Source organism: Paraburkholderia terricola (genome assembly GCF_003330825.1).
Classification (GTDB): domain Bacteria; phylum Pseudomonadota; class Gammaproteobacteria; order Burkholderiales; family Burkholderiaceae; genus Paraburkholderia; species Paraburkholderia terricola.
Window position 1 is genome coordinate 1,534,244 of the sequence record NZ_CP024942.1, and the last position, 24,902, is coordinate 1,559,145.

At 64.4% G+C, this 24,902-nt stretch carries 18 protein-coding genes; 12 read left to right on the forward strand and 6 right to left on the reverse strand.

From position 1 onward, the window contains the following. Positions 1 to 3 precede the first annotated feature (3 nt). The 5 genes from CUJ90_RS25440 (at position 4) to CUJ90_RS25465 (ending at position 8,857) form a co-directional block, all read left to right on the forward strand. Complete coding sequence (locus CUJ90_RS25440; protein ID WP_073430718.1) at positions 4 to 1,338, forward strand: MFS transporter; 1,335 nt, start codon at positions 4 to 6, stop codon at positions 1,336 to 1,338. Positions 1,339 to 1,805: 467 nt separating this feature from the next. Further along, positions 1,806 to 4,346, forward strand: coding sequence for a nitrite reductase large subunit NirB (gene nirB / locus CUJ90_RS25450; RefSeq protein ID WP_114164148.1), 2,541 nt, complete (start codon positions 1,806 to 1,808; stop codon positions 4,344 to 4,346). A gap of 44 nt (positions 4,347 to 4,390) precedes the next feature. Then, positions 4,391 to 4,753 (forward strand): nitrite reductase small subunit NirD, encoded by a 363-nt coding sequence (nirD, locus tag CUJ90_RS25455; RefSeq protein ID WP_114164149.1) that lies wholly within the window; start codon positions 4,391 to 4,393, stop codon positions 4,751 to 4,753. Beyond that, positions 4,750 to 6,021 carry an NAD(P)/FAD-dependent oxidoreductase gene (locus CUJ90_RS25460; RefSeq protein WP_114164150.1) on the forward strand — a complete coding sequence of 424 codons (1,272 nt, stop codon included), beginning with the start codon at positions 4,750 to 4,752 and terminating at the stop codon, positions 6,019 to 6,021. The genes nirD and CUJ90_RS25460 overlap by 4 nt, the downstream gene beginning before the upstream one ends. A gap of 13 nt (positions 6,022 to 6,034) precedes the next feature. Next, positions 6,035 to 8,857: a nitrate reductase gene (locus tag CUJ90_RS25465; RefSeq protein WP_114164151.1), complete on the forward strand. Its 2,823-nt coding sequence runs from the start codon at positions 6,035 to 6,037 to the stop codon at positions 8,855 to 8,857. Positions 8,858 to 9,169: 312 nt separating this feature from the next. On the opposite strand, the gene CUJ90_RS25470 is transcribed toward CUJ90_RS25465, so the two are convergent. Then, entirely contained in the window at positions 9,170 to 10,021 is an 852-nt protein-coding gene (locus CUJ90_RS25470; protein WP_176035744.1) for a LysR substrate-binding domain-containing protein, read from the reverse strand. A gap of 90 nt (positions 10,022 to 10,111) precedes the next feature. On the opposite strand from CUJ90_RS25470, the gene CUJ90_RS25475 reads away from it, so the two are divergent. Together CUJ90_RS25475 and CUJ90_RS25480 are read left to right on the forward strand one after the other, a co-directional pair. After that, a complete protein-coding gene (locus CUJ90_RS25475; protein WP_073428985.1) occupies positions 10,112 to 10,963 on the forward strand; it encodes an alpha/beta fold hydrolase in 852 nt (283 codons plus the stop codon). Between the two features lie 80 nt (positions 10,964 to 11,043). Then, a complete protein-coding gene (locus tag CUJ90_RS25480) occupies positions 11,044 to 12,330 on the forward strand; it encodes a DUF3422 family protein (RefSeq protein WP_083081555.1) in 1,287 nt (428 codons plus the stop codon). 52 nt (positions 12,331 to 12,382) lie between these two features. Here CUJ90_RS25480 and CUJ90_RS25485 read toward each other — a convergent pair whose 3' ends face one another. From CUJ90_RS25485 to CUJ90_RS25495, 3 genes are all read right to left on the reverse strand, one after another. Further along, a complete protein-coding gene (locus tag CUJ90_RS25485) occupies positions 12,383 to 13,822 on the reverse strand; it encodes an MFS transporter (protein WP_083081553.1) in 1,440 nt (479 codons plus the stop codon). A gap of 148 nt (positions 13,823 to 13,970) precedes the next feature. Beyond that, a complete protein-coding gene (locus tag CUJ90_RS25490; RefSeq protein WP_083081551.1) occupies positions 13,971 to 15,122 on the reverse strand; it encodes a CaiB/BaiF CoA transferase family protein in 1,152 nt (383 codons plus the stop codon). 7 nt (positions 15,123 to 15,129) lie between these two features. Continuing rightward, on the reverse strand, positions 15,130 to 16,071 hold the full coding sequence (locus CUJ90_RS25495; RefSeq protein ID WP_083081549.1) for a hydroxymethylglutaryl-CoA lyase: 942 nt from the start codon (positions 16,069 to 16,071) through the stop codon (positions 15,130 to 15,132). 148 nt (positions 16,072 to 16,219) lie between these two features. On the opposite strand from CUJ90_RS25495, the gene CUJ90_RS25500 reads away from it, so the two are divergent. Beyond that, on the forward strand, positions 16,220 to 17,140 hold the full coding sequence (locus CUJ90_RS25500) for a LysR family transcriptional regulator (RefSeq protein ID WP_073428980.1): 921 nt from the start codon (positions 16,220 to 16,222) through the stop codon (positions 17,138 to 17,140). A gap of 84 nt (positions 17,141 to 17,224) precedes the next feature. On the opposite strand, the gene CUJ90_RS25505 is transcribed toward CUJ90_RS25500, so the two are convergent. Both CUJ90_RS25505 and CUJ90_RS25510 read right to left on the reverse strand, forming a co-directional pair. Next, positions 17,225 to 18,433: an acetyl-CoA C-acyltransferase gene (locus CUJ90_RS25505; RefSeq protein WP_083081547.1), complete on the reverse strand. Its 1,209-nt coding sequence runs from the start codon at positions 18,431 to 18,433 to the stop codon at positions 17,225 to 17,227. A gap of 183 nt (positions 18,434 to 18,616) precedes the next feature. Beyond that, complete coding sequence (locus CUJ90_RS25510) at positions 18,617 to 19,384, reverse strand: SDR family NAD(P)-dependent oxidoreductase (RefSeq protein WP_083081545.1); 768 nt, start codon at positions 19,382 to 19,384, stop codon at positions 18,617 to 18,619. Between the two features lie 239 nt (positions 19,385 to 19,623). Between CUJ90_RS25510 and CUJ90_RS25515 the strand changes: the two genes are divergently transcribed. The 4 genes from CUJ90_RS25515 to CUJ90_RS25530 all read left to right on the forward strand — a co-directional run bounded on the left by CUJ90_RS25515 (position 19,624) and on the right by CUJ90_RS25530 (position 24,891). Next, complete coding sequence (locus CUJ90_RS25515; RefSeq protein ID WP_083081543.1) at positions 19,624 to 20,646, forward strand: AraC family transcriptional regulator; 1,023 nt, start codon at positions 19,624 to 19,626, stop codon at positions 20,644 to 20,646. Between the two features lie 181 nt (positions 20,647 to 20,827). After that, positions 20,828 to 22,435, forward strand: a complete 1,608-nt coding sequence (locus tag CUJ90_RS25520; protein WP_073428976.1) for a tannase/feruloyl esterase family alpha/beta hydrolase — start codon at positions 20,828 to 20,830, stop codon at positions 22,433 to 22,435. Positions 22,436 to 22,684: 249 nt separating this feature from the next. Beyond that, positions 22,685 to 24,043 (forward strand): MFS transporter, encoded by a 1,359-nt coding sequence (locus CUJ90_RS25525; RefSeq protein WP_114164152.1) that lies wholly within the window; start codon positions 22,685 to 22,687, stop codon positions 24,041 to 24,043. Positions 24,044 to 24,165: 122 nt separating this feature from the next. Then, positions 24,166 to 24,891 carry a nitroreductase gene (locus CUJ90_RS25530; RefSeq protein WP_244220035.1) on the forward strand — a complete coding sequence of 242 codons (726 nt, stop codon included), beginning with the start codon at positions 24,166 to 24,168 and terminating at the stop codon, positions 24,889 to 24,891. Positions 24,892 to 24,902: the final 11 nt, after the last annotated feature.

A 24,902-nucleotide genomic window follows, 5' to 3' on the forward strand; every position in this document is an offset into this window, starting at 1 on the left:
ACGATGACGGACAAAGCAACTCGCATCGAACTCTTCAGCCTGCGCACGCCACCGATGCGCGCTTTCCATCTGACCTGGATGGCGTTTTTCGTCTGCTTCTTTGCATGGTTCGCCTGTGCGCCATTGATGCCGCTCATCAAGCGCGAGTTCGGGCTTTCCGTCGATCAGGTCGCCAATATCAGCATCGCGGCGGTCGCCGTCACGATCCTCGTGCGTCTCGTGGTGGGTCCGCTATGCGATCGCTACGGCCCGCGCAAGGTCTATTGCGGGCTGATGCTCGCGGGTGTATTTCCGCTGCTCGGCGCCGCGCTTTCCACCGGCTACGAGAGCTTCCTGCTGTGCCGTCTGTGCATCGGCGCGATCGGCGCCTGCTTCGTCATTAGCCAGTACCACACGTCCATGATGTTCGCGCCGAACGTGGTCGGCACCGCCAACGCGGCGACCGCCGGATGGGGCAATACCGGCGCGGGCGCGGCGCAGGCACTCGTGCCCTTGCTACTGGCGGCGATCATGGCGCTCGGTGTGGAGCACGCCTCGGCATGGCGCCTCGCGCTGGTGGTGCCGGCCCTCGCGATGCCGGTCATGGCGGTGTGTTACTGGCGCTTCACGCAGGATTGCCCGCAAGGAAACTTCGCGCAACTGCGAGCGCGCGGCATTCCAATCGAGGGCGGCAAGAAGGGAGGTTGGGCGAGCTTTCGCGCGGCCTGCGCGAACTATCGCGTGTGGATGCTGTTCATCACCTACGCAGCCTGTTTCGGCGTCGAGGTTTTCATTCACAACGTCGCGGCGATCTATTACGTCGATCATTTCCATCTGTCGCTGAAGGCCGCGGGCATGGCTGCCGGCAGCTTCGGCCTGCTGGCGCTGTTTGCCCGCGCGCTAGGTGGCTGGCTGTCGGACAAGGTTGCCACGCATCGAGGTCTCGGCGTCCGTTCAACCTTGCTGTTCGGGCTGATGGTCGGCGAAGGCGTGGGCCTCGTGGCCTTCGCGCACGCGGACGGCATCGCTCTCGCCGTGATCGCCATGCTGGTGTTCGGTCTGTTCACGCACATGGCTTGCGGCGCGACCTACGCGCTGGTGCCGTTCATCGACCGTAAGGCGTTGGGCGGCGTGGCGGGCGTGATCGGCGCCGGTGGCAACGTCGGCGCGGTGGCCGCCGGGTTTCTGATGAAAGGCATCGGCAGCGTCCAGCAAACGCTGGCGATGCTGGGTGTCCTCGTCACGTTGTCCGCTTTGTGCGCGCTGGCAGTGCGTTTCAGCAGCGAACACACGGCACGCGAGGCGGCGCTCAGAGAGCGCGCGCTGGCCGCCGCCAGCACGCAAGGCGTTGCCAGTTGACGGACTCGCCCTCGCGCGAGCCTTCACCGATGAAGCCGCGACAAGTCGCGAAGACGAGCGCCCCACCGACTCTCGCGGCGCGAAACACGCCGCGTCTGAAGTGGCGCGTTGCACGGAGAAGGTGCTGCGTCGCACCATCATTGCGCCTCCGTGCATCGGAATGCGTCAACTCCCGCTGACCGGTCGCGCGTTGCGATATGTGTCGCGAGCCCACCGGGCGGGGCGGCGGCGCGGTTTTTCGTCGTTTGGCATGGGCTTTGCGTTGAAGAGGCGGCGGATCAAGGGCGATCCGGCCAGCTTGCAGCAATAGGTTTCTCCCCCGATCACTGTTTTTGGACAACGGCGTCCCACGAATTCAGTCGCACAGGCGATTGCATCCGCGGGACGCTTTTTTATTTTTCCGAATCACTTTCGCCATCTGCCACGCGGTGGCGAATCCAGCCCAGCACATTGAGGAAAGCGCGGTCATGAAAATCATCGTTATCGGTCACGGGATGGTCGGTCACAAACTGGTCGAATGCCTCGCGCAGGACGCGGCGCACGGCCTCGACATCACGGTGCTGTGCGAGGAACCGCGTCCCGCCTACGACCGCGTGCATCTGTCCGAATTTTTCTCGGGCAAGAGCGCGGACGACCTGTCGCTGGTCGAGCCCGGTTTCTTCGAGCGCCAGAACGTGCTGCTGAAGCTGAACGCGAAGGCCGTCTCGATCGACCGCGCCGCGCGCACCGTGACGGTATCGACCGGCGAGACGCTGCCGTACGACAGGCTGGTGTTCGCCACCGGTTCCTATCCGTTCGTGCCGCCGGTTGAAGGCCGCGAGCGCGCCGACTGCTTCGTCTACCGCACCATCGACGATCTCGAAGCGATGCAGGAATGCGGCGCGCGCTCGAGGACCGGCACGGTGGTCGGCGGCGGGCTGCTCGGTCTCGAATGCGCGAAGGCGTTGCGCGACATGGGCCTGCAGACGCACGTGGTGGAATTCGCGCCGCGCCTGATGGCCGTGCAGGTCGACGAAGGCGGCGGCCGCGTGCTGCGCACGAAGATCGAGGAACTCGGCGTGACGGTGCACACGCAGAAGAACACCACGGCGATCGTCGATGGCGAAAACGGCACGCACCGCATGCAGTTCGCCGACGGCACGCATCTCGACACGGACATGATCGTGTTCTCCGCCGGCATCCGTCCGCGCGACGACCTCGCGCGCGACAGCGGCCTGACGCTCGGCGCGCGCGGCGGCATCGTGATCGACAACGCCTGCCGCACGAGCGACCCGCACATCTACGCGATCGGCGAATGCGCGCTGTGGAACGGTCAACTGTTCGGTCTCGTCGCGCCGGGGTACGACATGGCGCGCACGGTGGCCAGGCAGTTGCTCGGCGAGCCGGCCGAATTCGCCGGCGCCGACATGAGCACGAAGCTCAAGCTGATGGGCGTGGACGTCGCGAGCATCGGCGACGCGCACGGCACGACGCCAGGCAGCCGCGCCTACCAGTTCAGCGACGAGCGCAAGCAGGTCTACAAGAAGCTGGTGGTGTCGGAATGCGGCAAGTATCTGCTGGGCGGCGTGATGGTCGGCGACGCCAGCGAATACGGCACGCTGCTGCAGATGATGCTGAACCGCATCGAGCTGCCGGAAGCGCCCGAATTCCTCATCCTGCCGCAAGGCGACGGCAAGGCGAAGCCGGGACTCGGCGTCGACGCGCTGCCCGCGGCCGCGCAGATCTGCTCGTGCAACAACGTCTCGAAGGGCGATCTGTGCGCCGCCGTCTGCGCGGGCGCGACCGACATCGGCGCGCTCAAGGGCGCGACCAGCGCCGGCACCTCGTGCGGCGGCTGCGTGCCGCTCGTCACGCAGGTGATGAAGGCCGAGATGAAGAAGCAGGGCCTCGCGGTCAACAACCACGTCTGCGAGCACTTCCCGTTCTCGCGCCAGGAGCTGTATCACATCGTGCGCGTCGAGGGCGTGCGCAGCTTCGGCGAACTGCTCGCGAAGCACGGCCGCGGGCTCGGCTGCGACATCTGCAAGCCGACGGTGGCGAGCATTCTCGCGTCGTGCTGGAACGAGTTCGTGCTGAAGAAGGAGCACGCGTCGCTGCAGGACACCAACGACTACTACCTCGCCAACATCCAGCGCGACGGCACCTACTCGGTCGTGCCGCGCATGGCGGGCGGCGAGGTGACGCCGGACGGCCTGATCGCGGTCGGCCAGGTGGCGAAGAAATACGGCCTCTACACGAAGATCACCGGCGGCCAGCGGGTCGATCTGTTCGGCGCGCGCGTCGAACAGCTGCCGTTCATCTGGGAAGAACTGATCGCCGCCGGCTTCGAATCGGGCCATGCATACGGCAAGGCGCTGCGCACCGTGAAGTCGTGCGTGGGCTCGACGTGGTGCCGTTATGGCGTCGGCGATTCGGTGGGCCTCGCGGTCGAACTGGAGAACCGCTACAAGGGCCTGCGCACGCCGCACAAGATCAAGTTCGGCGTGTCGGGCTGCACCCGCGAATGCGCGGAAGCGCAGGGCAAGGACGTCGGCGTGATCGCCACCGAGAAGGGCTGGAACCTCTACGTGTGCGGCAACGGCGGCATGAAGCCGCGCCACGCGGAACTGCTCGCGTCGGACCTCGATCGCGAAACGCTGGTGCGCTACATCGACCGCTTCCTGATGTTCTACGTGCGCACCGCCGACCGTCTGCAACGCACCAGCGTGTGGCGCGAGAGCCTCGAAGGCGGCCTCGATTATCTGATCGACGTGGTGGTCAACGACCACCTGGGCGTGGCGGCGGAACTGGAATCGGACATGCGGCACGTGGTCGAGACCTACGAATGCGAATGGAAGAAGGCGGTGACCGATCCTGAAACGCGCAAGCGCTTCCGCCATTTCGTCAACAGCGATCAGGCCGATAACACCGTGACGTTCGTCGAGGAGCGCGGACAGATCCGTCCCGCGACGCCGGTCGAACGGCAAGCGAAGCTGGTGTCGATTCCCGTGGTTGTCGAGACGGTCTGATTTTTTACCCCACTCATTTTGCTCATTCACTGAGGAGTTCCGCGATGAACAACGACCGCCTGCCGCGCGCCTGGACACCGATCTGCACCCTCGACGACATCGTTCCGAATACGGGCGTCTGCGCGCTCGTCAACGGCGAACAGGTGGCGGTATTTCACGTGAACAGGCATGAGAAGGATGCGGAGGACACCGCCGTGTACGCGATCGAAAACTTCGATCCGGGCTCGCAGGCGGCGGTGCTCTCGCGCGGCCTGATCGGCAGCCTCGGCGAACGGCTCGTGGTCGCCTCGCCGATCTACAAGCATCACTTCGATCTGCGCACCGGCGAATGCCTGGAAGCGCCCGAGAATTCCGTCAGCGCATACCCCGTGCGCGTGCAGAGCGGCACGGTGTGGGTCGCGGCATGAAACGTGAAGTCGACGTGCAGACTTCGGGAGGCGCATCGCTCAGCGCGCCTTCCCGCCCGCGCCTCGTCGTGATCGGCAACGGCATGGCGGGCATGCGCACCGTCGAGGAATTGCTGAAGCTCGCGCCGGATCTTTACGACATCACCGTATTCGGCGCGGAGCCGTACGGCAACTACAACCGCATCCTGCTTTCGCCGGTGCTGGCCGGCGAGAAGACGGTCGACGACATCATCCTCAATACGCGCGACTGGTATGCGCAGAACGGTATCCGGCTGCATGCCGGCGATCCAGTGATTGCGATTGACCGCAGACGCCGCATCGTGCGTTCGCAAAGCGGCGTCGAGGTGGGCTATGACCGGCTGTTGCTCGCGACCGGCTCGAAGCCTTTCCTGATTCCCGTGCCGGGCCACGACCTGCCGGGCGTGATCGCGTTTCGCGATATCCAGGATGTCGAAACGATGCTCGCCGCGGCGCGCAGTCATCGCCACGCCGTGGTGATCGGCGGTGGACTGCTCGGGTTGGAGGCGGCGAACGGACTCATGCGCCAGGGCATGTCGGTCACGGTCGTGCATGTCATGGACAGCCTGATGGAGCGTCAGCTCGACAGGAGCGCGTCGGCCTTGTTGCAGCAGGCGCTGGAACGCAAGGGCTTGCGTTTCCTGCTGCGGGCTAACACCGCGGAAATCGTCGGACCGGAGCGCGTCACCGCCGTGCGTTTCGACGACGGCACGGAGATTCCCGCAGACCTCGTCGTGATGACGGCCGGCGTGCGCCCGAACATCGACCTCGCGAAACAGGCGGGTCTGCACTGCGAGCGCGCGATCGTCGTCGACGACACCCTGCAGACCTACGATCCGCGTGTCTACGCCGTCGGCGAATGCGTGCAGCATCGCACGGCGACCTTCGGCCTCGTCGCGCCGATCTGGGATCAGGCGCGCGTTTGCGGCGCACATCTCGCCGGCGCGGGCCACCGCCGTTACGTGCAGCGCGCGACCGCGACCAAGCTGAAAGTGACCGGCGTCGAACTGTATTCGGCCGGCGACTTCATCGGCGGCCCGGATTCCGAGGACCTCGTGCTGCGCGATCCGCGACGCGGCGTCTACAAGCGCCTCGTGATCGAGGACAACCGGGTGGTCGGCGCCGTGCTCTATGGCGACGTCAAGGAAGGCGCGTGGTATTTCGAGCTGATCCAGAACCGGACCGACATTTCATCGCTGCGCAGCCAGTTGCTGTTCGGCAAAGCCCTCTGCGAGACGCAGCCCGCCTGAACCGGAACGCAACGTGAGTTTTCCCATCGCTATTTCCAGCGCGTCCGATGGCAGCCGCGACGCTGTCAGGACCACTTGTCCCTACTGCGGCGTAGGCTGTGGCGTACGCGCGACCCCGCGCCCGGACGGCCCGCCCGAGATTGCCGGCGACGAACGCCATCCGGCAAACGCCGGCCGCCTGTGCGTGAAGGGCTCGGCGCTCGGCGAGACGGTCGGACTCGACGGACGCCTGCTGCAGCCGAAACTGCGCGAGCCCGGCGGCGGCGCATTGCGCGCCGTGTCGTGGAGCGATGCGCTCGACACGGTCGCCGGCGGCTTGCGCCGCATCATCGATCGGCACGGCCCGGAGGCGGTCGCGCTCTACGTCTCGGGACAACTGCTGACGGAGGACTACTACGTCGCCAACAAGCTGGTGAAGGGGTACATCGGCAGCGCGAACATCGACACCAATTCGCGCCTGTGCATGTCCTCGTCGGTGGCGGGGCACAAGCGTGCGTTCGGCGAGGACCTCGTGCCGGTGTGCTACGAAGACCTCGAACTCGCGGACCTGGTCGTGCTGGTCGGATCGAATACCGCGTGGTGCCATCCGATCCTGTTCCAGCGGATCGTCAAGATCAAGGAAACGCGACCCGATATGAAGGTCGTCGTGATCGACCCGCGCTATACCGCGACCTGCGAAATGGCCGACCTGCACCTGCCGCTGAAGGCGGGCACCGATGTCCGGCTGTTCAACGGGCTGCTCAGTTTTCTGGCGGAACACGACACGACGGATGCGGGCTTCGTCGATGCGCATACGACCGGCTACGCGCAGGCGCTCGATGCCGCTTCGACCGACGTGACGAACGGCTTCGACCTCGCGCAATGCGCGGAGGCCTGCAAGCTCGACCCGCACGATCTGCTCGAGTTCTATCGGCTTTTCGCGCGAACCGAGCGGGTGGTGACGGTCTATTCGCAAGGCGTGAACCAGTCGAGTTCCGGCACCGACAAGGTCAACAGCATCATCAATTGCCATCTGCTGACCGGCCGCATCGGCAAGCCGGGAATGGGCCCGTTTTCGTTTACCGGCCAGCCGAACGCGATGGGCGGGCGTGAAGTGGGCGGCCTCGCGAACATGCTGGCGGCTCATCTGGAACTCGACAATCCGCGTCATCGAGAACTCGTGCGGACGTTCTGGGATTCGCCCGCCATCGCGCAGCGGCCGGGACTCAAGGCGGTCGAACTGTTCGAGGCGATCGAGCGCGGCCAGATCAAGGCCGTCTGGATCATGGGCACGAACCCGGTCGTGAGCCTGCCCGACGGCGATCAGGCGAAGCGCGCGCTGGCGCGCTGCGAACTCGTCGTCAGCTCCGACATCGTCGAGAACACGGACACCAATGCGTTCGCTCACGTCCTGCTGCCGGCGCTCGGCTGGGGCGAGAAGGACGGCACCGTCACCAACTCCGAGCGCAGGATCTCGCGCCAGCGCGCGTTCCTGCCGCCGCCGGGCGAAGCGCGCGCCGACTGGCGCATCATCTGCGACGTCGCTCAGCGCATGGGGTATGCCGGCTTCGATTTCTCGGATGCGCATGAGATCTTCGACGAGCATGCGCGGCTGAGCGCCTATCGGAACGACCCCGGCAACGGTGGCGCGACCGCTGACAGCCATGAGGCCGCACGCGAAACACAAACCGACGGTAACGTGCCGCGCGTGTTCAATCTGGGCGGGCTCGTCGCGCTCGGCCGCGAGCGTTACGATGCGCTGCAGCCGATCCAGTGGCCGGTGCCGGCGGCGAGCGGCGCGGCGCCGCACGGCACCGCGCGTCTGTTCGGTGATCGCCGCTATGCCCACGCGGACGGCAAGGCGCGTTTCGTCGCGACGCCGCCGCGCGATCCGATCCACGCGCCGGACGACGACTATCCGCTGACGCTGAATACCGGCCGGGTGCGCGACCAATGGCACACGATGACCCGCACCGGCAAGTCGGAGAAACTCGCCGGTCACGTAACGGAAGCCTTCGTCGATCTGCATCCGCAGGACGCGCTGTCGTGCGGCGTGCGCGAAGGCGAACTCGCGCGCGTGTCGAGCCGCTGGGGCACGATGGTCGCGCGCGTGCAGCATGGTGGCGGCATGTCGCGCGGCAGCGTGTTCGTGCCGATCCACTGGAACGATCAGGTCGCGTCCGACGCGCGCATCGGCGCGGTGGTGAATCCCGTGGTCGATCCGGTTTCCGGGGAGCCTGAGTTCAAACACACGCCGGTGCGCGTCGACAGGTTCGACGTCGCCTGGCACGGCTTCTCGCTGAGCCGTCGCGCCCCGGTGCTGGATGACGTGACGTACTGGACGCGCGTCCACGGCGCGCAGTTCGTGCGCTATGAACTCGCGGGGCGCAAGCCGCTCGCCGATCACGGCGGCTGGGCGCAAGCGCTGTTCGGTATCGACGATCCGCACGCCGACTGGCTCGAGTACGAGGACCGCACGGCGGGCGTCTATCGCGCCGTGCACCTGGTGGACGAGCGTATCGAGAGTTGCATCTTTGTCTCGGCGCGTCCGCAATCGCAGTTGCCGTCGCGTACGTGGCTCGCGGGCCTGTTCGCCAAGGACAGGCTCGATGAAGCGGATCGTGCGGGTCTGCTGGCAGGACAGCCGATCGGCAAGGGCGCCGATACGGGGCCGACGGTCTGCTCGTGTTTCGGTGTCGGACGCAACACGATCTGCGCGGCGATCCGCGAACAAGGGCTCAAGACCGCGGCGGAGATTACCGCGTGCCTCAAGGCCGGTGGTAACTGCGGGTCGTGCGTTCCTGAACTGAAGAAGCTGCTGGTCGACACCGAGCTTGCACGGTTGAGCACCGTCTGATCATGATGAAGAGACTCAAAACCCTGATGGCCGCGATCAAACCCGGCAATAATTTTCCGGGTCGCCATGACGACGGCGAACTCACGCCCGCAGGCTCAGGGAGTATCGGCGAGCCACACCTGCGGCATACGGCGAGCCTGCGCTCCTCACAGCCGGGCGAACGCGGGCGGCATGAACGCGCACGGCGCCGCACCCGCAACCCTGGTGCGAACATGGGGCAGTCGCACGCCGAGACGCCCTGTTCGCATCGTCATCGATTGCGCTGAAACGAGGCCTGTACCGGCGCGCGGCACGTTGCGAACAACTGTGCGATTAACGCCGCAGTTCCGACATGATCTTTTCGGCGAGAAAGTCGCATGGCGGCCGCTTCGATTTGGCACTCCGCGCAAGTATGAGCTCCAGCGCGGCGATCTCGGGCAAGCCGTGCGCGTGGCCGAGCAAGGTCAGATGAGCAGGCACCGCGCATTGCGCGAGCGGCGCCACTGCGAGTCCGGCCTCGACCATGCTGAGCAGGCCGAGCAGGCTCGGGCTCTCGTAGGAGGTCCGATAGGTGATCCTGGCCCGCTCCAGACTGCGGATCGCGTTTTCGCGGGCGACGCTACCCGGCAGGAACACGGCAATCGGCAGCGGCCGTTCGCGCCAGATGTCATGCGAACTCGGCGCCGCGGCCCAGACCATCGGTTCGTGCCGGATGAACTCGCCCGATAGGCCCTTCACGCGTGTCCCGCAGACCAGGTCGACCGAGCCGTCCTTCACCATCGGCGCGAGCGCCACGCTCGGCAGTCCGACGACCTGAATCTCGACCTTCGGATATTGGGCAGAAAATTTCTTGAGAATCGACGGCAACAGTGACGACGCGTAGTCGTCCGGCACACCGATGACGACCCGGCCGGTGACGTCGGGCCGGACCACCGCCGCCCATGCTTCATCGCGCAGCGCGAGCATGCGCCGCGCGAACGTCAGCAGGACCTCGCCGTCTTGCGTGGGGATCACGCTTCTCGGCTTGCGCACGAAAAGCGGCTTGCCGAGCGCGGTTTCGAGCGTCTTGATCTGCATGCTCACCGCCGATTGCGAGCGATGCACGACGTCCGCCGCACGACTGATGTTCCCCGTGTCGGCGACGGCGACGATCATTGTCAGAACGTCCAGATCGAGTGCTTTCATTGGTATCAGATAAATCGATAGATGCCATCAATATTACGCGATTTTCTTAGGTTATTGCGTCGTGCATAGTGCTGTAAAAGGAGCCCATGCATGAACGCGCGAACCGACCCCTCAATACTTGCTGTCCCGGAGTTGTGCTTTGCCACCGTCCCCTCCGGCATTTGCGTGCCCTATGTGGTCAGCGGTTCGGGAGCGCCACTGGTGTTCGTGCATGGATCGCTTTGCGATTACCGCTACTGGAGCGGTCAAACGGATTTTCTCTCGAAGCATTTTCTCTGCGTTTCGGTCAGTCTCAGCCATTACTGGCCGGCTTCCGATGCATGCATTCAAGGGGAATTCGGCTGGAAGACGCACGTCGCGGAGCTTGCCGAGTTCATTGCCGCAATGAACCTCGGACCGGTTCATCTGGTCGGGCACTCGCGGGGTGGCTGCGTCGCCTTCCACGTGGCGCGCGAGTATCCGCGATTGGTTAAAACGCTGACGCTTGCTGATCCGGGCGGCCCGTTGCAAATCGATCGGGCGCCGGAAGCAGCGCTGCCGCCCGCGACCAATGTGCTTCGCGCCAAGGTTGCCGATCTGATCGAGAGCGGTGCGATCGATGCGGGACTGGAACTATTCGTCGACTCGGTGAGCATGCCCGGCTTCTGGCGCAAGAGTCCCGCGAGCTTTCGCACCATGGCGATCGACAACGCCGTCACGTTGCCGAAGCAGTTTAGAGATCCTTTGCCCGCGTACTCACATGACGCGGCGCGTGACGTGAAGTGCAGGACGTTGCTGATCGAGGGCGAAAAGAGCCCTCGCATGTTTCGCAACAACGTTGAAAAGCTCGCGGATTGGATCGATTACGCGGACAAACAAACCATTGCCGGCGCGTCGCATGGAATGAACGTCGCGAAACCAGCGGTATTCAACCGGCTCGTCCACGCCTTCGTGAGCGCCTGATAGTACAGGTTAGTACCGGTTAGCGCCGGTTGGTCCCGATCGCGCGACGACGCGCAGGACAATCAGAAAGAAGATCAGCCATGGACCATTTTCTGCGCGCCAGCCTCGCGCGCGAGTTGCATGCGCGGCCGTTTCTCAGGATCGGCGGATCAGTGGCGCTTACCCACTTTGCCATCTATGCCGACGGCGACCCTTCCGTTCACGAAGCACTGCTTCGATCGCTGTGCAGACTGACCGGCCTCGCGATTCCCGCCGAGGGAACGACGCATTACTCGGCACGGTGGAATGACGAGAAGCAATTGAAATGGGAGAGGCACACCGAATTCTCCACCTTCACGTTCGTCGCGCAACGCCATGACGCGGACTACTTTTCCGATCTGGCGGAGGAACATGTCCCCTCTGAATGGTTTCACGGTTTTGAAGGCAAGCGGTTCGTCGCTGCCCGGATGGAACTCGTGTCGGGCGATGCAGCCGGTGCGGCGCGTCAGAGCGTGCGTCAGTGGATCGACGGCGCCATTCTGGTGGGCAGCACGGTGCTGGGCGGCGGACAGGTTTACTGCGACTGGACCATCCGGTCCGACGGCTTCTCGCGATTTCTCGTGATCGACGATGGCTTCCGGGAAGAGCAGGGCGGACGTCTCCTGCAGCGCCTCTACGAGATCGAGACATACAGGATGATGGCCCTGCTGGCGCTGCCGGTCGCCCGCGAACTGGGCAGAAGTCTCGACGAATTGCAGTCGGCGCTTCAGCCGTTGATGCACAGCATGGACACGAGCCAGGGGCGCCGCAACGATGCCGAACTGCTGGTGCGTCTCACGCATCTTGCCGTGCGCATCGAGTCACTGGCGGGGTCGAGCGGGCGCTTCAGCGCGTCGCGTGCTTACGAAAAACTCGTGCTTGCGCGCATTCACGAGCTGCGCGAAGAACGCATTGAAGGGACGCCGACGATCGCCGAATTCATGGAGCGGCGCTTCGCTCCGGCGATGGAGACGTGCAAGACGGTCTGGGCGCGCCACGAGCAATTCGCTGGACGGGTGGCGAGAGCCGTCGATCTGCTGCGCACGCGCGTCAACCTCGCGCAGGAAGAGGACACGACCCGCTTACTGGAAGGCATGAATCAGACCGCGCGCAGCCAGTTGAGGCTGCAACACGCGGTCGAGGGTCTGTCCGTGGCCGCGATCTCCTATTACGTTCTCTCGCTGGCGTCGGCCGGGTTCAAGGCGCTTCATACACTGCATTTCCCTCTCGATCCGGAACTGGCGGAAGGATTGTTGATTGCCCCCGTCGTCTTGCTGGTCATGATCGCGATCCGGCGCAGCAAGGGAAGGCACACGGTGCGCAAGCCGGAATTGCCGACATCGGTATGAAAACCGCATCTGCAACGTGAGCCCGAAAGCGGAACTGAGCGCGTCATGGAACTCACCGATTCAGCTCCTCGAGTCGAACGCCGTTGGTCCTGGGTCCGAACACGCCGATCGCCACGGCAACGACCAGCATGCAGCCGGTGATGCCGGTGAACACACCCGCAACGCCGAAATCGCGTAACAGGAAGGCGATGAAGAACCCCGACATCATCGCCCCGATGCGGCTGACCGAATACACGATACCGCTCGCACGGCAGCGCACCGCGGTCGGAAAGAGTTCCGCCTGGTACGCGTGGAAGGATACGGAAATGGTCTGCCCGGCGAGACTGATCAGCACGCCGAGAATGATGAGCGGCACGGCTTCCTTCACTTGCCCGAATGCCAGGCCGCAAACGATCACCGCAAGCGCCCCGCCGACGATCAGCCATTTGCGCTGGATCCTGTCGGCGTAGAGCATCGCGAGCATCGGGCCCGCCGGCATCGCGAACGCGATGATGAACGAATACAGCAGGCTCTTCGTCACGGTGATGCCCTGGCCGATCAGAAGCGTCGGCACCCAGTTGGCGAAGCCGTAATAGCCGATCGCCTGGCACAAGTTGAAGATGATCAGCATGATGAAGCGCGAGCGGTACGGCGGCTGCAACAGCTCCGCAAACGACGCGCGCCGATGCGCGGGCTGCTCGATCACCGGTAGCGGAGGCGGCAGCGGCTGGCCTGTCTCGCGCGTGACGATCGCCTCGATCTTCGCGACGACCCGCTCGCCCTTCTCAACGTGGCCGTGCGTCGCGAGCCAGCGCGGGCTTTCCGGCACGGCGCGGCGGATGAACCACACGAGCACCGCGCCGATCGATCCCGCGAGCACCACGACACGCCATCCGTCGATGCCGAACACCGTCGTCGGCACGAGCCAGTACGAGAGGATCGCCGCGACCGGCGCGGCCGCGAACATCACCATCTGGTTGAACGCCATCGCGCGGCCGCGCATGTGTTGCGGGACCAGTTCGGTGACGTAGCTGTCGATCGTGATGATCTCCACACCCACGCCGATGCCCGTGATGAAGCGCCACAGGATCACGCCTTCGGGCGTCGTCTGGAAGGCCATGATCGCGGAGCCGACCGAGTACCACAGCAGCGAAAAGGTGAACACGGCGCGGCGCCCGTAGCGGTCCGGCAGCCAGCCGAACCCGAAGGTGCCGACGAAGAGCCCCGCGAACGTCGCGGCGATGAAGCCGGCGATGCCGGTGAAGCCGAAGAACGCGCTCGTCGTGGTCTTGAGCAGACCGCTCTTCGCCATGCCCGGCGCGATATAGCCGGTGAAGATCAGGTCGTAGACCTCGAAGAAGCCGCCGAGCGAAATGAGGAACACGAGCATCCAGAGATGCCGCGTGATGGGCAGTCGATCCATGCGCGCGGAGATTTCCGCGCCGGGGTCGATGCCGATGCGAACGTTCGGCGACGCAAGCGGGGGGCTGCCCGCGGTGACGGTCTGCTGCATGTTTGTCTCCTGCTTTGTGCACCGGCGGCATTCTTTTGTGTGCACGCTTGCCGGTATGAAGGTGATGGGCCGCACGCTGCTCGCGCACGGCCCAAGCGATCTGCCGTTTAGTCCGCTCCGTGATTCGATGCGCGTTCAGCGCGCAAGCTCATGCGCTCACCCGGCTCTTCAGACGCGACAGCACTTCCTGCGTGTGCTCGCCGACGCGCGCGAGCGCCTGGCGCACGCCCGGACGCCGGCCGCCCATCGTCAGCGGCAGGAGCACGACTTCGGTCACGCCGCCGTCGTCGGTTTCCATCGGCACGAGGCCGCCGCTCGCCTTCAGATGCGGGTCGTCGAGCAGTTGCTCGGGGCGCACGATCGGCGCATACGGAATGCCGGCCGCTTCGAGCTTCGGCGACAGTTCTTCAACGCGATGATCCTTGAGAATGACGCCGAGAACGTCGAGCAACTCGGGGCGGATCGCGACGCGCAACGCATTGGTCGCGAAGCGCGGCTCGGCTGGCAGATCCGGGCGGCCGAGCACCTCGCACAGCGTGATGAACTGCTTGTCGCTCACCGCGCCGATGAAAAGCTGCTCGCCGTCCGCCAGCGTGAACACGTCGTAGACGCTCCACGCCGACACGCGCGCAGGCATTGGCGGCGGCGGCTCGCGGGTCATCGCGTATTGCTGCATGTGCTGCGCGCAGAGGAACACGCAGTTCTCGAAGAGTGCGCTCTGTACTTCCTGGCCTTGGCCGGTGCGTTCACGCTCGCGCAACGCGGCGAGCACGCCGATCGCGCCGAACATGCCGCCCATGATGTCGTTCACCGACGTCCCCGCGCGCAGCGGCCGACCGATCGGGCCCGTCATGTAGGAGAGGCCGCCCATCATCTGCACGACTTCATCGAGCGCGAGGCGCTTCTCGTACGGCCCTGGCAGAAAGCCCTTGTGCGACACGTAGATGAGGCCGGGGTATGGCTTCGACAGCGTGACGTAGTCGAGGCCCAGCTTTGTCATCAAACCGGGGCGGAAGTTTTCGAGCATCACGTCGCAGGTGCCGATCAGTTCCACCGCCGCTTCCTTGCCCTCCGGCGTGTTGATGTCGAGCACGACGCTCTTCTTGTTGCGGTTGAACGAGCGAAAGAAGCCGATCCCCAGACCCGGCAGCTTGCGGGTCTTGTCGCCGCCGGGCGGCTCGATCTTGATGACCTCGGCGCCGAGATCGGCGAGGATCATGCCGCACGTCGGCCCCATGACCATGTGCGTGAATTCGATGACGCGCACGCCGTCGAGGGGAAGTCGGGTGTCGTTGCTCATGATGTCCTCAAGCGTTGAGCGCAGCCGGAACCGCGAAGGTTTTGGGCAGTCCGGCGAGCCACAACGCGCCGTGAAGCGTTTCGCCTTCGAGCCATCGCGCGACCTTCGCGCGCAGTGCCAGCAAGGCGGGAATATCGATGCCGGTTTCGATGCCCATGTCGGCGAGCATGAACGCCAGGTCCTCGCTCGACGCGTTGCCGCTCGCGCCCGGCGCATGCGGACAACCGCCGATGCCGGCGAGCGTCGCATCGAAGCGTGCGACGCCGGTTTCGAGCGCCGCGTACACGTTGGCGAGCGCGAGGCCGCGCGTGTCGTGGAAGTGGCCGCACCAGAAGCGCTCGCCCGCAACCTTGCGGGCCTTCTCGAACAGATCGCGCACGGCGGCGGGTCCGGCGTAGCCGACCGTATCGGCGATGCTCACGCGATCCGCGCCTGCATCGAGCAAGGCCTGCATGCAGCGCAGCACCTCGGCCTGATCGACGCGGCCCTGGATCGTGCAGCCGAACGCCGTGCCGATGCCGCCTTCGATCAGCGTCTTCGAACCGGCGGCATCGCGTGCGGCCCGGATGCGCGCCACTTCGGCGACGACTTCATCGGGTGTCTTGCGCAGATTGGCGAGGCTGTGCTCGTGGCTCGCGGAGAGCGGCACGAGCAGCACGTCGGCTTCGCTATCGATGGCGCGCTCGGCGCCCTTGAGGTTCGGCACGAGCACCGAGACTACGAGGCCCGGCAGCGTCTTCGCGTAGGCGACGAGTTCAGCGGTGTCGGCGAGTTGCGGCAAAAGCCGCGCCGGCACGAACGAGCCGACTTCGATTTCGCGCTGGCCGGCGGCGTAGGCGTCGCCGATCCATTCGATCTTGTGTTTCGTGGGAAGCATCGTCTGGATGCTTTGCAGGCCGTCGCGCAGACCGACTTCGCGAATGACGACGTTCGTGGGGAACGAGGGCATTGAGTGCTGTCTCCGTTTGTCTCGTGCCGGTCGTCGGGTTGCCGGCGTTGTGCTAACTTTAGACATTCCAACGAAACCTTAAAGCGGTATTTTGGAACGGTTGGCGTTCCAATCGGGAATGTCTGAGCGAGCGACCTGGAGACTGCGAATGCGCGACATCGACCTCAAGACGCTGCGGCTTTTCGTGGCCGTGTGCGATCACCGCAATATCGCGCGGGCGGCGGACGAGGCGCACATCGAGCCGTCCGCGATCAGCAAGCGCATCGCGCAACTTGAGAGCGAACTGGGCGTGCCGCTGCTGTCGCGCTCGCGGCGCGGCGTCCAGCCAACGGCGGCGGGCATCGCCTTGCTCGAACACGCGCGCAACGTGCTCTTCACGATGGAGCGCATCGCAAGCGACGTCGCCGCATTCGGCGGCGGGTTGAAAGGACGCGTGAGCGTGTGCGCGTCGGCCTCCGCGATCGCGGAGGCGCTGCTCGACGACATCGCTTCATTCATGCGCGAACCCGAGTATCAGAACATCCGGGTCGATGTCGAGGAACGACTGTCGTCCGATCTCGTGCGGCAGTTACGCGAAGGCGCGGCGAGCATCGGCGTGTGCTGGGATAACGTCGACCTGCAAGGGCTTCAGCATCGTCCGTATCGGCAGGACCGGCTCGCGCTCGCGGTCCATCGCGATCATCCGCTCGCTGGCGAGGCGTCGCTGCGCTTCGATCAGACCTTGCAGTACGAGCATGTCGGATTGCTGCCGTCGACGGCCGTTCATACGATGCTGCAGCGCGCGGCGGCGAGCGCGGGCACGACCGTGTCCTACCGGGTGATCGTATCGAGCTTCGATGCGGCGTTTCGCGTGGTCGCGGCCGGGCTCGGGATCAGCGTCGTGCCGGTGGAGGTGGCCGAGACGTATCGGCCGGCGCTTGGAATCAGGATCATTCCTCTCACCGATGCCTGGGCACATCGCCGTTTCGTCGTGTGCTTCAAGAGTTTCGATGCGTTGCAGCCGGCCGCACAGCGCATGGTTGACTATCTGGTGAGCCGGGTCGAACGTCCGTCGACGGTGAAGTCCTGAGAGCCGCGACGATTGCGGTTCGAGATCGCATCGTGATGCCACGGCCCGTGCGCTGTAAATGAAACGATGTTGGAACGATGTTGCTCAGACGATCTCAAGCGCCAGCGCCGTGGCCTCGCCGCCACCGATGCACAGGCTCGCCACGCCGCGCCTCGCGCCGCGCTGGCGAAGCGCGCCCAGCAGCGTCACGATGAGGCGCGCGCCCGTTGCGCCGATCGGATGACCCAGCGCGCAGGCGCCGCCATGCACGTTCACGCGCTCGTGCGGCAGCGACAGTTCACGCATCGCGGCCATGACGACCACGGCGAATGCCTCGTTGATTTCCCACAGGTCCACGTCGCCCACCTGCCAGCCCACCTTGGCGAGCAACTTCTGGATCGCGCCCACGGGCGCAGTGGTGAACCAGGCCGGCTCCTGTGACTGTGTGGCGTGCCCACGGATGAGCGCCAGCGGTGCCAAACCACGCGCGCGCGCGGTGGACTGGCGCATCAGCACCAGGGCCGCCGCCCCATCCGCGATCGAACTGGAGTTCGCCGCCGTGACCGTGCCGTCCCTGGCGAAGGCGGGCTTGAGGGTGGGGATCTTGTCCAGTTGCGCCTTCGCTGGCGCCTCGTCGTCATCGATGCGTTTCTCGCCGCAGCGACCCGGCACGGTCACGGGCGTGATTTCCCAGCGGAACAGGCCGTCGCGCTGCGCCTGCTGCGCGCGCAGCGTGGAGGTGGAAGCATAGACGTCCTGCTCCTCACGCGTGAAACCGAAACGGCGCGCGCAGTCCTCGGCGAAGGTGCCCATCAGGCGGCCGTCGGAGGCGGCGCCGTAGTGATCCTCCAGGCCGTCGAAGAACATGTGGTCCAGCATCTGGCCGTGCCCCAGGCGCTGGCCCGAGCGGGCCTTGGGCAGCAGGTAGGGCGCGTTGCTCATGGATTCCATGCCGCCGGCCACGATCAGTTGTTGACTCCCTCCCAGCAGCAGGTCGTGCGCCAGCATGGTTGCCTTCATCCCCGAGCCGCAGACCTTGTTGATCGTGGTGCAGCCCGCCGAGACCGGCAAGCCCGCCGCCAGCGCCGCTTGACGGGCGGGCGCCTGGCCGAGGCCGGCGGGCAGCACGCAGCCCATGAGCACCTCGTCCACGGCCTCCGGCTGGAGCCCGGCCCGATGCACGGCGGCACGGATGGCGTTGGCGCCCAGTTGGGGCGCTGTCAGCGAGGCGAAGTTGCCCTGGAAACCACCCAGCGGCGTGCGGGTGGCGGCGACGATGACGACGGGATCATGGGAAGTCGAAAAGGCAGGCATGCGAGTCTCCATCCGCCGCTCGATGGCGGCGTTGCAAGGGGTGAGGAAAGTTTGGTGGTCGATGAATCAACTGACCCAATCCGGATTCGGCGAGTCGGGTTAACTGGAGCCGACCGAAGCCAACGAAAGCCAACGGAAGCAAGGCGGCAGCAGCAATCGCCATGCGTACGCCAGAGGCTGAATTCATCTGGCCGCCATGCGAATGGCGCCGTCAAGGCGAATCACCTCGCCGTTGAGGTAGGTGTTGTCGAGGATGTGCAGCACAAGGCCCGCAAACTCATCCGGCCGTCCAAGGCGCGCGGGAAAGGGGACCATCTTGCCGAGGGCGTCTTGTACCTCCGTGGGCATGCCTTTGAGCATCGGCGTCCCCATGATGCCGGGCGCGATGGTGACCACCCGAATGCCATGGCGGGCCAATTCGCGCGCGATAGGCAGCGTCATCGCCACGACGCCGCCTTTGGAGGCGGCGTAGCCCGCTTGCCCGATCTGACCATCGAAGGCCGCGACTGAAGCGGTATTGATGATGACCCCGCGCTCGCCATCGGTCTCCGGCATGTTCCCGGCCATGCAGGCCGCGGCCAGCCGCACCATGTTGAAGGCGCCGATCAGGTTGATCTGAACGGTGCGCGCGAAACTTTCTAGCGCGTGCGGGCCTTCACGTCCGAGCACTTTCTCGGCGGGTGCGACGCCTGCGCAATTGATCAGGCCATGCAGCGTGCCGAAGGTGTCGCGGAATGCGGCCAACGCACTCTCCGCGCTGGCTGCGTCGGATATGTCGGCCTTGGCGAAGCAAGCATGGCTGCCCAGTTCCGCCGCCAGGGCGGTCCCGGCGTCGTGGTTCAGGTCCACGAGCAGCACGCGGGCGCCGCCCGCCACCAGACGGCGCGCCGTGGCGGCGCCGAGCCCTGAGCCGCCGCCTGTGACGACGAAACCTTTATGTTGAATCCGCACTTCTGTCTCCCGGGAGTGAGCACACGTTCGCGACGATCTACTGGCTGGTGATGCTAAGCGTCAGGCGAGAGTAAGCCCATGCCCATGGACCTCTTCATGCATGAGCCTTTCGGACATGTCGTGGGATTCGATTGCCGCGATGCTCGTCGGCCGATGACTGGTGGCGCCCAGTCGTGGCAGGTTTCGCTGGCGCCCGGCAGCGATTAACATCAGTGCACTTCTGTGGGTGGAACCTGACCATGAATGACGCTCAAGACAAGGGCACAACGTCTATCGGCCTGGTGCGTGAAGCGATTCTGGTCGCCACGCAACGTAATCTGGATGTGCCGGCCGCACTGCAGCACGCCGGCATCGCGGCGGAATTGTTGAATGCCCCGAGAGCCCGCGTGCCCGCGTTAGCTTTTTCGCGCCTATGGGCGGCGCTGGCCGAATTGATGGACGACGAGTTTTTCGGTCTGGACAGCCATCCATTGCGCCGGGGCAGTTACGCGCTGATGTGCCACGCGGTTCTGCATGCCGAGAACCTGGAACACGCGTTGCGTCGCATGCTGAAGTTTCTGCGTGCGGTTCTCGACGACATTCATGGGGAGCTACGCTGCGAGGGCGAGCATGCATTGATCATCCTGCATGACGACGGCCTGACGCGCCGCCTGTTTGCCTACGGTACGTGGTTCATCCTCGTGCACGGGCTTGCGTGTTGGCTGGCACGCAGACGGATTCCGCTGATCGAGATGAGGTTTCGCGCTTGTGCGCCAATCGATGACAGCGACTACCGCATGCGCTTCTGCGAGGACGTGACATTCTCCGCCGACGAAACCCTGATCCGGTTCGATCGCAGTTTCCTCGATCTCAAACTGTCCGGGACGGAAACGAGCCTGCATGCGTTCCTGCAGAACGCGCCGGCCAATATCCTGGTTAAATATCGCAACGAATCCAGCACGACTGCCGTGGTAAGGCGCCGTTTGCGAAACCAGGTCCCTGACGAGTGGCCCGACCTCGACGCGCTATCGCAGTTGCTGAATCTGTCCTCGGCCACGCTGCAACGCCGCCTGCTGGCCGAAGGCACGAGCTACCGGCAACTGAAAGACGAATTGCGCCGCGACATCGCCATCGAGCTGTTTTCCAGCAGTTCTCTCACGGTCGCCGAAGTCGCCGCGCGCACCGGATTTCAGGAAACCAGTGCATTTCACCGGGCTTTCAGGAAGTGGACCGGGGCCAGCCCCGGAATGTATCGCCACGGCAGGGCGGCTTCCTCTGATTAGCGCGGCATGTCCAGAGACCTCATTCAAGCTGAAGTGCGCGGACATGGATCGCGAGACCAACCAGGCTGACACTGCGGTTGCAACGGTGCCAACGGTCCAGCCAACAACGACTTATTGCTGAGGATTCAGCGGTTGCCGCTGCGAAGAACGCGACATAACGAGCGTCACGCACGGAGACAACATGACTCTTATCAGCACGACTTCCACCAGTTCGGCAGGCCTGGTACATAAAGGCGCACACAGCGTTGGCCCGAGGGCTTTCGTTCGTTCCCGTCTCATTCCGGCTGCGGCTTGCCTGGTACTCGCGTCCTGTGGCGGTAACGACCTGGCAACCGGGGAGTCGGCAACGACTGCCGAAGCCGCCTGCAACGCGCTTCTGAACAAGCAGTTTGAAGGAGCCACGATCACGAAGGCCGCCCTGGTTCCCGCGGCCGGCTCCGTGCCCGAAGCCTGCGTTGTTCGCGGTGAACTGCCCAAGGAACTCGCCTTCGAAGTCCGAATGCCTACGACATGGAACAACCGTGTGCTTTTCATGGGCGGCGGCGGTTTCGACGGCATCATCTACGAGACGGCATATAGCCCCGGCGTCGCTGAGAAGGGCTACGCCACCATCGCGACGAACCACGGGCACGATGCGGCGAAACATCCCCAAGGCTCCTTCGCGCTCGACGCGCAGATGTTGGAGGACTATGCCTACGCTGCCGTGCCAAAAGTGCTCGCCTCCGCCAAGGCAATTCTGCACAAGCGCTATGGCGGTTCTCTCGACAACACCAGGTTCGTCTATGAGGGATGCTCGGGCGGCGGGCGGCAGGCTTTGATTCAGGCTCAACGCCACCCCGATCTGTTCGACGGCATCATCGCCAGAGCCCCTGCAAATGCGTACACAGGTCAATTTCTCTGGTACCAAAAGATCCTCAGGCAGCTTGCAAAGCCGGGCGCCGCCTTGAGCGTCGGCAAGGTGCGGACTATCGCCAACTTCATGCAATCCCGGTGCGACGAACTGGATGGACTGAAGGACAACATCATCAGCAGGCCGGAGGCCTGCAAGGTCGACCTGACGGCACTGAGGTGCAATGCCGCCGACTCGGACGCTTGTCTCACCGACGCGCAACTCGAGTCCGCCAGAACGTTGTACGAGCCGACAAGCGTCGCGGGCGGGCGATACACGTGGCCCGCTTTCCCCCAAGGAGGCGGGGAGACCGCTGACGACGCTTCATGGCAAGCCGTGGGCGGAACCACCTATCAGATCCTGGGTGGGGACTACATGCGGTATTTCGTTGCGCAGGATCCTTCGGTCGATCCACTGCTCGTGGAGCCCCAGGCATACGCCACGCGGCTCGACTATCTCGCGAACCTGATCGATGCGGTCAACCCCGATCTCGGCGGCTTCAGGGCTCGCAACGGAAAACTGATGCTCTTTCACGGAACGACGGACTGGCTGATCACCCTGAATAACACCACCGACTACTACAACAAGCTCGTTGTTTCGGCGGGCGGGCAATCCGCGGCGGATCAGTTCGTCGAGTACTACGTGCTTCCGGGGAATGATCATTGTGCCGCCACGCCCAACGGTGGCCGTGGACCCGACATGGTCGATCTCGTGAATCCGATGTTCGAGTGGATCGAGAAGGGGGTCAAGCCATCCAGCCGCAAGATCGTCGCCACGCGCAGCGTCGATCCCGGGAAAGGAATGGAGCGGCCGCTCTGCAGGTATCCGCGGTACCCGGCGTACAACGGGTCCGGCGACCCGAACGCAGCGTCCAGTTTTACGTGCGTATCGCCGGATTAGCAGCCAGGTCGCCGCAGGCGGTCGCAACGACGGCCATGTCCATTCGTCACGGGTGAACGCCGGCAACGCCGGTGTTCGGCGACCTCATTCAGATTGAAGTTGATGGACATGGACTGCCAGCCGCGTCCATCTCACACTGATTACAGCCGGGTACCAACGGCCGATCCGAGCCGCGACAAGGCCGCTCATCGAGGGCGCCGTTGGAGCCCGCGTGGACTTCATCCACGACATTAAACCGAAGGAGACGACATGAACCAGATAGACGTGCACTCACTCGCGGGTCAGGCCAGATTCAATGGCTTTCATACCCTTGTCCTGTTCTGGTGTGTGTTGATGCTGATACTCGACGGCTACGATCTTGCCGTCGTGGGTGCGGCACTGCCGTCGATCATGAAGGACATGCGCATCGACGCGACCAGCGCCGGCGTCATGGCCGGCTCGACGCTTTTCGGCGTCATGCTCGGGGCCATTTTCCTTGGCACGCTGGCTGACCGTTTCGGTCGACCCATGATGATGTGCGTGTGCGTGGCCCTGTTCAGTCTTTTCACGGCGGCCGCCGGGCTGACGAGCGATCCCATCAGTTTCAGCGTCACGCGATTCATCGCCGGCCTGGGCATTGGCGGAGTCTTGCCGATCGTCACCGCGCAGATGGCGGAGTTCTCGCCTAACGCGCTGCGTACGCGCTTGGTGACGCTGGTGTTCGCGGGATATTCCATTGGCGGGATTCTGGTGGCGCTGACCGCAAAGCAGCTTATCGGCAGCTATGGCTGGCAATCCGTCTTTTTTGCCGCGGGCCTGCCAGTGCTGCTGATCCCGTTCATCATCAAAACGATGCCGCACTCGATGACCTTCCTGGTCAAAAGCGGCCGGCGCGACGAACTGCGTGCGGTGATGAAGCGGTTGGTGCCCGACTATCCGTTGAGCGGTCAGGAGCAGTTTGCAGGGTCTTCGTCGGACAAAAGCAAGGACGCTTCGGTGCGACGGCTCTTCCAGGATGGCCGCGGCTTCAGTACCACGATGATCTGGGTCGCGTTCATGACGGGCCTCTTCATGGTCTACGCGCTCAGTTCGTGGTTGACCAAGCTGATGGCCATGGCGGGATATAGCCTGGGTTCGGCTTTGAACTTCGTGATCGTCTTCAACGTCGGCGCGATTGCCGGTGCGATCTTCGGCGGTTGGCTCAGCGACAAGGTCAACATCAAGCGGGTGCTGATTGCGTTTTACATCGTCGGGGCGGTTGCGCTGTCACTGATGGGCTACACGAAGTCGACCGTGTCGTTGTTTGCCGTTGTGTTCGTCGTCGGCGCATCGACGCTCGGTACGCAATTGCTGGCCTACGCTTATGCGGGCGACTTCTATCCTCATGCGATCCGCTCTACCGGTGTCGGCTTTGCTTCCGGCGTGGGCCGGGTCGGCGCCATCGTGGCTCCGGTGCTCATTGGTTGGCTCGTCTCCTTGAAGCTGCCGCTCGAACAGAATTTCATGGCAATCGGCGTGGCTGGCCTCATCGGTGCGGCGGCGGTGACGCTGATCAATCAGACACGCGCCGACTCGCATCGCTCGAACAGCGTGCCTGTTGTCGCGGTTCAGGGTAGCGCGGGGCGCTGACGTTTCCGTCCTATGCCGCTTCATGGCCGGGATGCGTGCGAACAACGCGGCTCGTATGGGGCTCTACCCTCGACAAACACGACATGGCTCAGTGCAGATCAACTTTCAATGCCGGCATCGAAATGGACCGTCTATCTCCTTCTCCCTTGAGCTCGCTTGCCGACGTGAACCGGGCCGTCGATTGGGCACTCGTCACGCGGCGCAGCGTCCGTGCTTTCCTGCCCACACCGGTTTCTCGCGGGCAAATCGAGTCCATCCTCGACGTTGCCCGTTTCAGCGCGACCGGCGTGAACATCCAGCCCTGGCATGTGCATGTCGTGACAGGCGCGACGAAGTCGCGCCTGTCTGCCGCCATCAACGAGATCAATGACGATCCTGCGCGCAGTTCCGATCTGGACGAGCCCTACGACTACTACCCACGCGAATGGATCGCACCGTATGTGGATCGCCGGCGTGAGGTCGGTTGGAACCTGTATGGCCTGCTGGGCATCGAGAAGGGCGACAAGGAGCGGATGCATGTGCAGCACGGCCGCAACTACCGCTTCTTCGACGCACCCGTCGGCCTGTTCTTCACGGTCGACCGGGTCATGCGTGAAGGCAGTCTGCTGGACACCGGTATGTTCCTGCAAAGCGTGATGATTGCGGCCCGGGCGCGAGGCCTCGACACCTGCCCGCAGGCGGCTTTCAACAAGTTCCACCGTGTCATCGCCAACGAACTGTCCATTCCCGACAACCACATGTTGGTGTGCGGAATGAGCCTGGGTTATGCGGATCACAACTGCATCGAGAACTCTCTCGTCACGGAGCGCAGTCCGGTCGGCGATTTCACTACTTTCTACCAAGAATGAATGGAGACAAA

Excerpts from the sequence above, each read along its gene's own strand:
- CUJ90_RS25440 (WP_073430718.1), top strand. The coding sequence starts at position 4 with ATGACGGACAAAGCAACTCGCATCGAACTCTTCAGCCTGCGCACGCCA.
- nirB (WP_114164148.1), top strand. The coding sequence starts at position 1,806 with ATGAAAATCATCGTTATCGGTCACGGGATGGTCGGTCACAAACTGGTC.
- nirD (WP_114164149.1), top strand. The coding sequence starts at position 4,391 with ATGAACAACGACCGCCTGCCGCGCGCCTGGACACCGATCTGCACCCTC.
- CUJ90_RS25460 (WP_114164150.1), top strand. The coding sequence starts at position 4,750 with ATGAAACGTGAAGTCGACGTGCAGACTTCGGGAGGCGCATCGCTCAGC.
- CUJ90_RS25470 (WP_176035744.1), bottom strand. The coding sequence starts at position 10,021 with ATGAAAGCACTCGATCTGGACGTTCTGACAATGATCGTCGCCGTCGCC.
- CUJ90_RS25475 (WP_073428985.1), top strand. The coding sequence starts at position 10,112 with ATGAACGCGCGAACCGACCCCTCAATACTTGCTGTCCCGGAGTTGTGC.
- CUJ90_RS25480 (WP_083081555.1), top strand. The coding sequence starts at position 11,044 with ATGGACCATTTTCTGCGCGCCAGCCTCGCGCGCGAGTTGCATGCGCGG.
- CUJ90_RS25485 (WP_083081553.1), bottom strand. The coding sequence starts at position 13,822 with ATGCAGCAGACCGTCACCGCGGGCAGCCCCCCGCTTGCGTCGCCGAAC.
- CUJ90_RS25490 (WP_083081551.1), bottom strand. The coding sequence starts at position 15,122 with ATGAGCAACGACACCCGACTTCCCCTCGACGGCGTGCGCGTCATCGAA.
- CUJ90_RS25495 (WP_083081549.1), bottom strand. The coding sequence starts at position 16,071 with ATGCCCTCGTTCCCCACGAACGTCGTCATTCGCGAAGTCGGTCTGCGC.
- CUJ90_RS25500 (WP_073428980.1), top strand. The coding sequence starts at position 16,220 with ATGCGCGACATCGACCTCAAGACGCTGCGGCTTTTCGTGGCCGTGTGC.
- CUJ90_RS25505 (WP_083081547.1), bottom strand. The coding sequence starts at position 18,433 with ATGCCTGCCTTTTCGACTTCCCATGATCCCGTCGTCATCGTCGCCGCC.
- CUJ90_RS25515 (WP_083081543.1), top strand. The coding sequence starts at position 19,624 with ATGAATGACGCTCAAGACAAGGGCACAACGTCTATCGGCCTGGTGCGT.
- CUJ90_RS25520 (WP_073428976.1), top strand. The coding sequence starts at position 20,828 with ATGACTCTTATCAGCACGACTTCCACCAGTTCGGCAGGCCTGGTACAT.
- CUJ90_RS25525 (WP_114164152.1), top strand. The coding sequence starts at position 22,685 with ATGAACCAGATAGACGTGCACTCACTCGCGGGTCAGGCCAGATTCAAT.
- CUJ90_RS25530 (WP_244220035.1), top strand. The coding sequence starts at position 24,166 with ATGGACCGTCTATCTCCTTCTCCCTTGAGCTCGCTTGCCGACGTGAAC.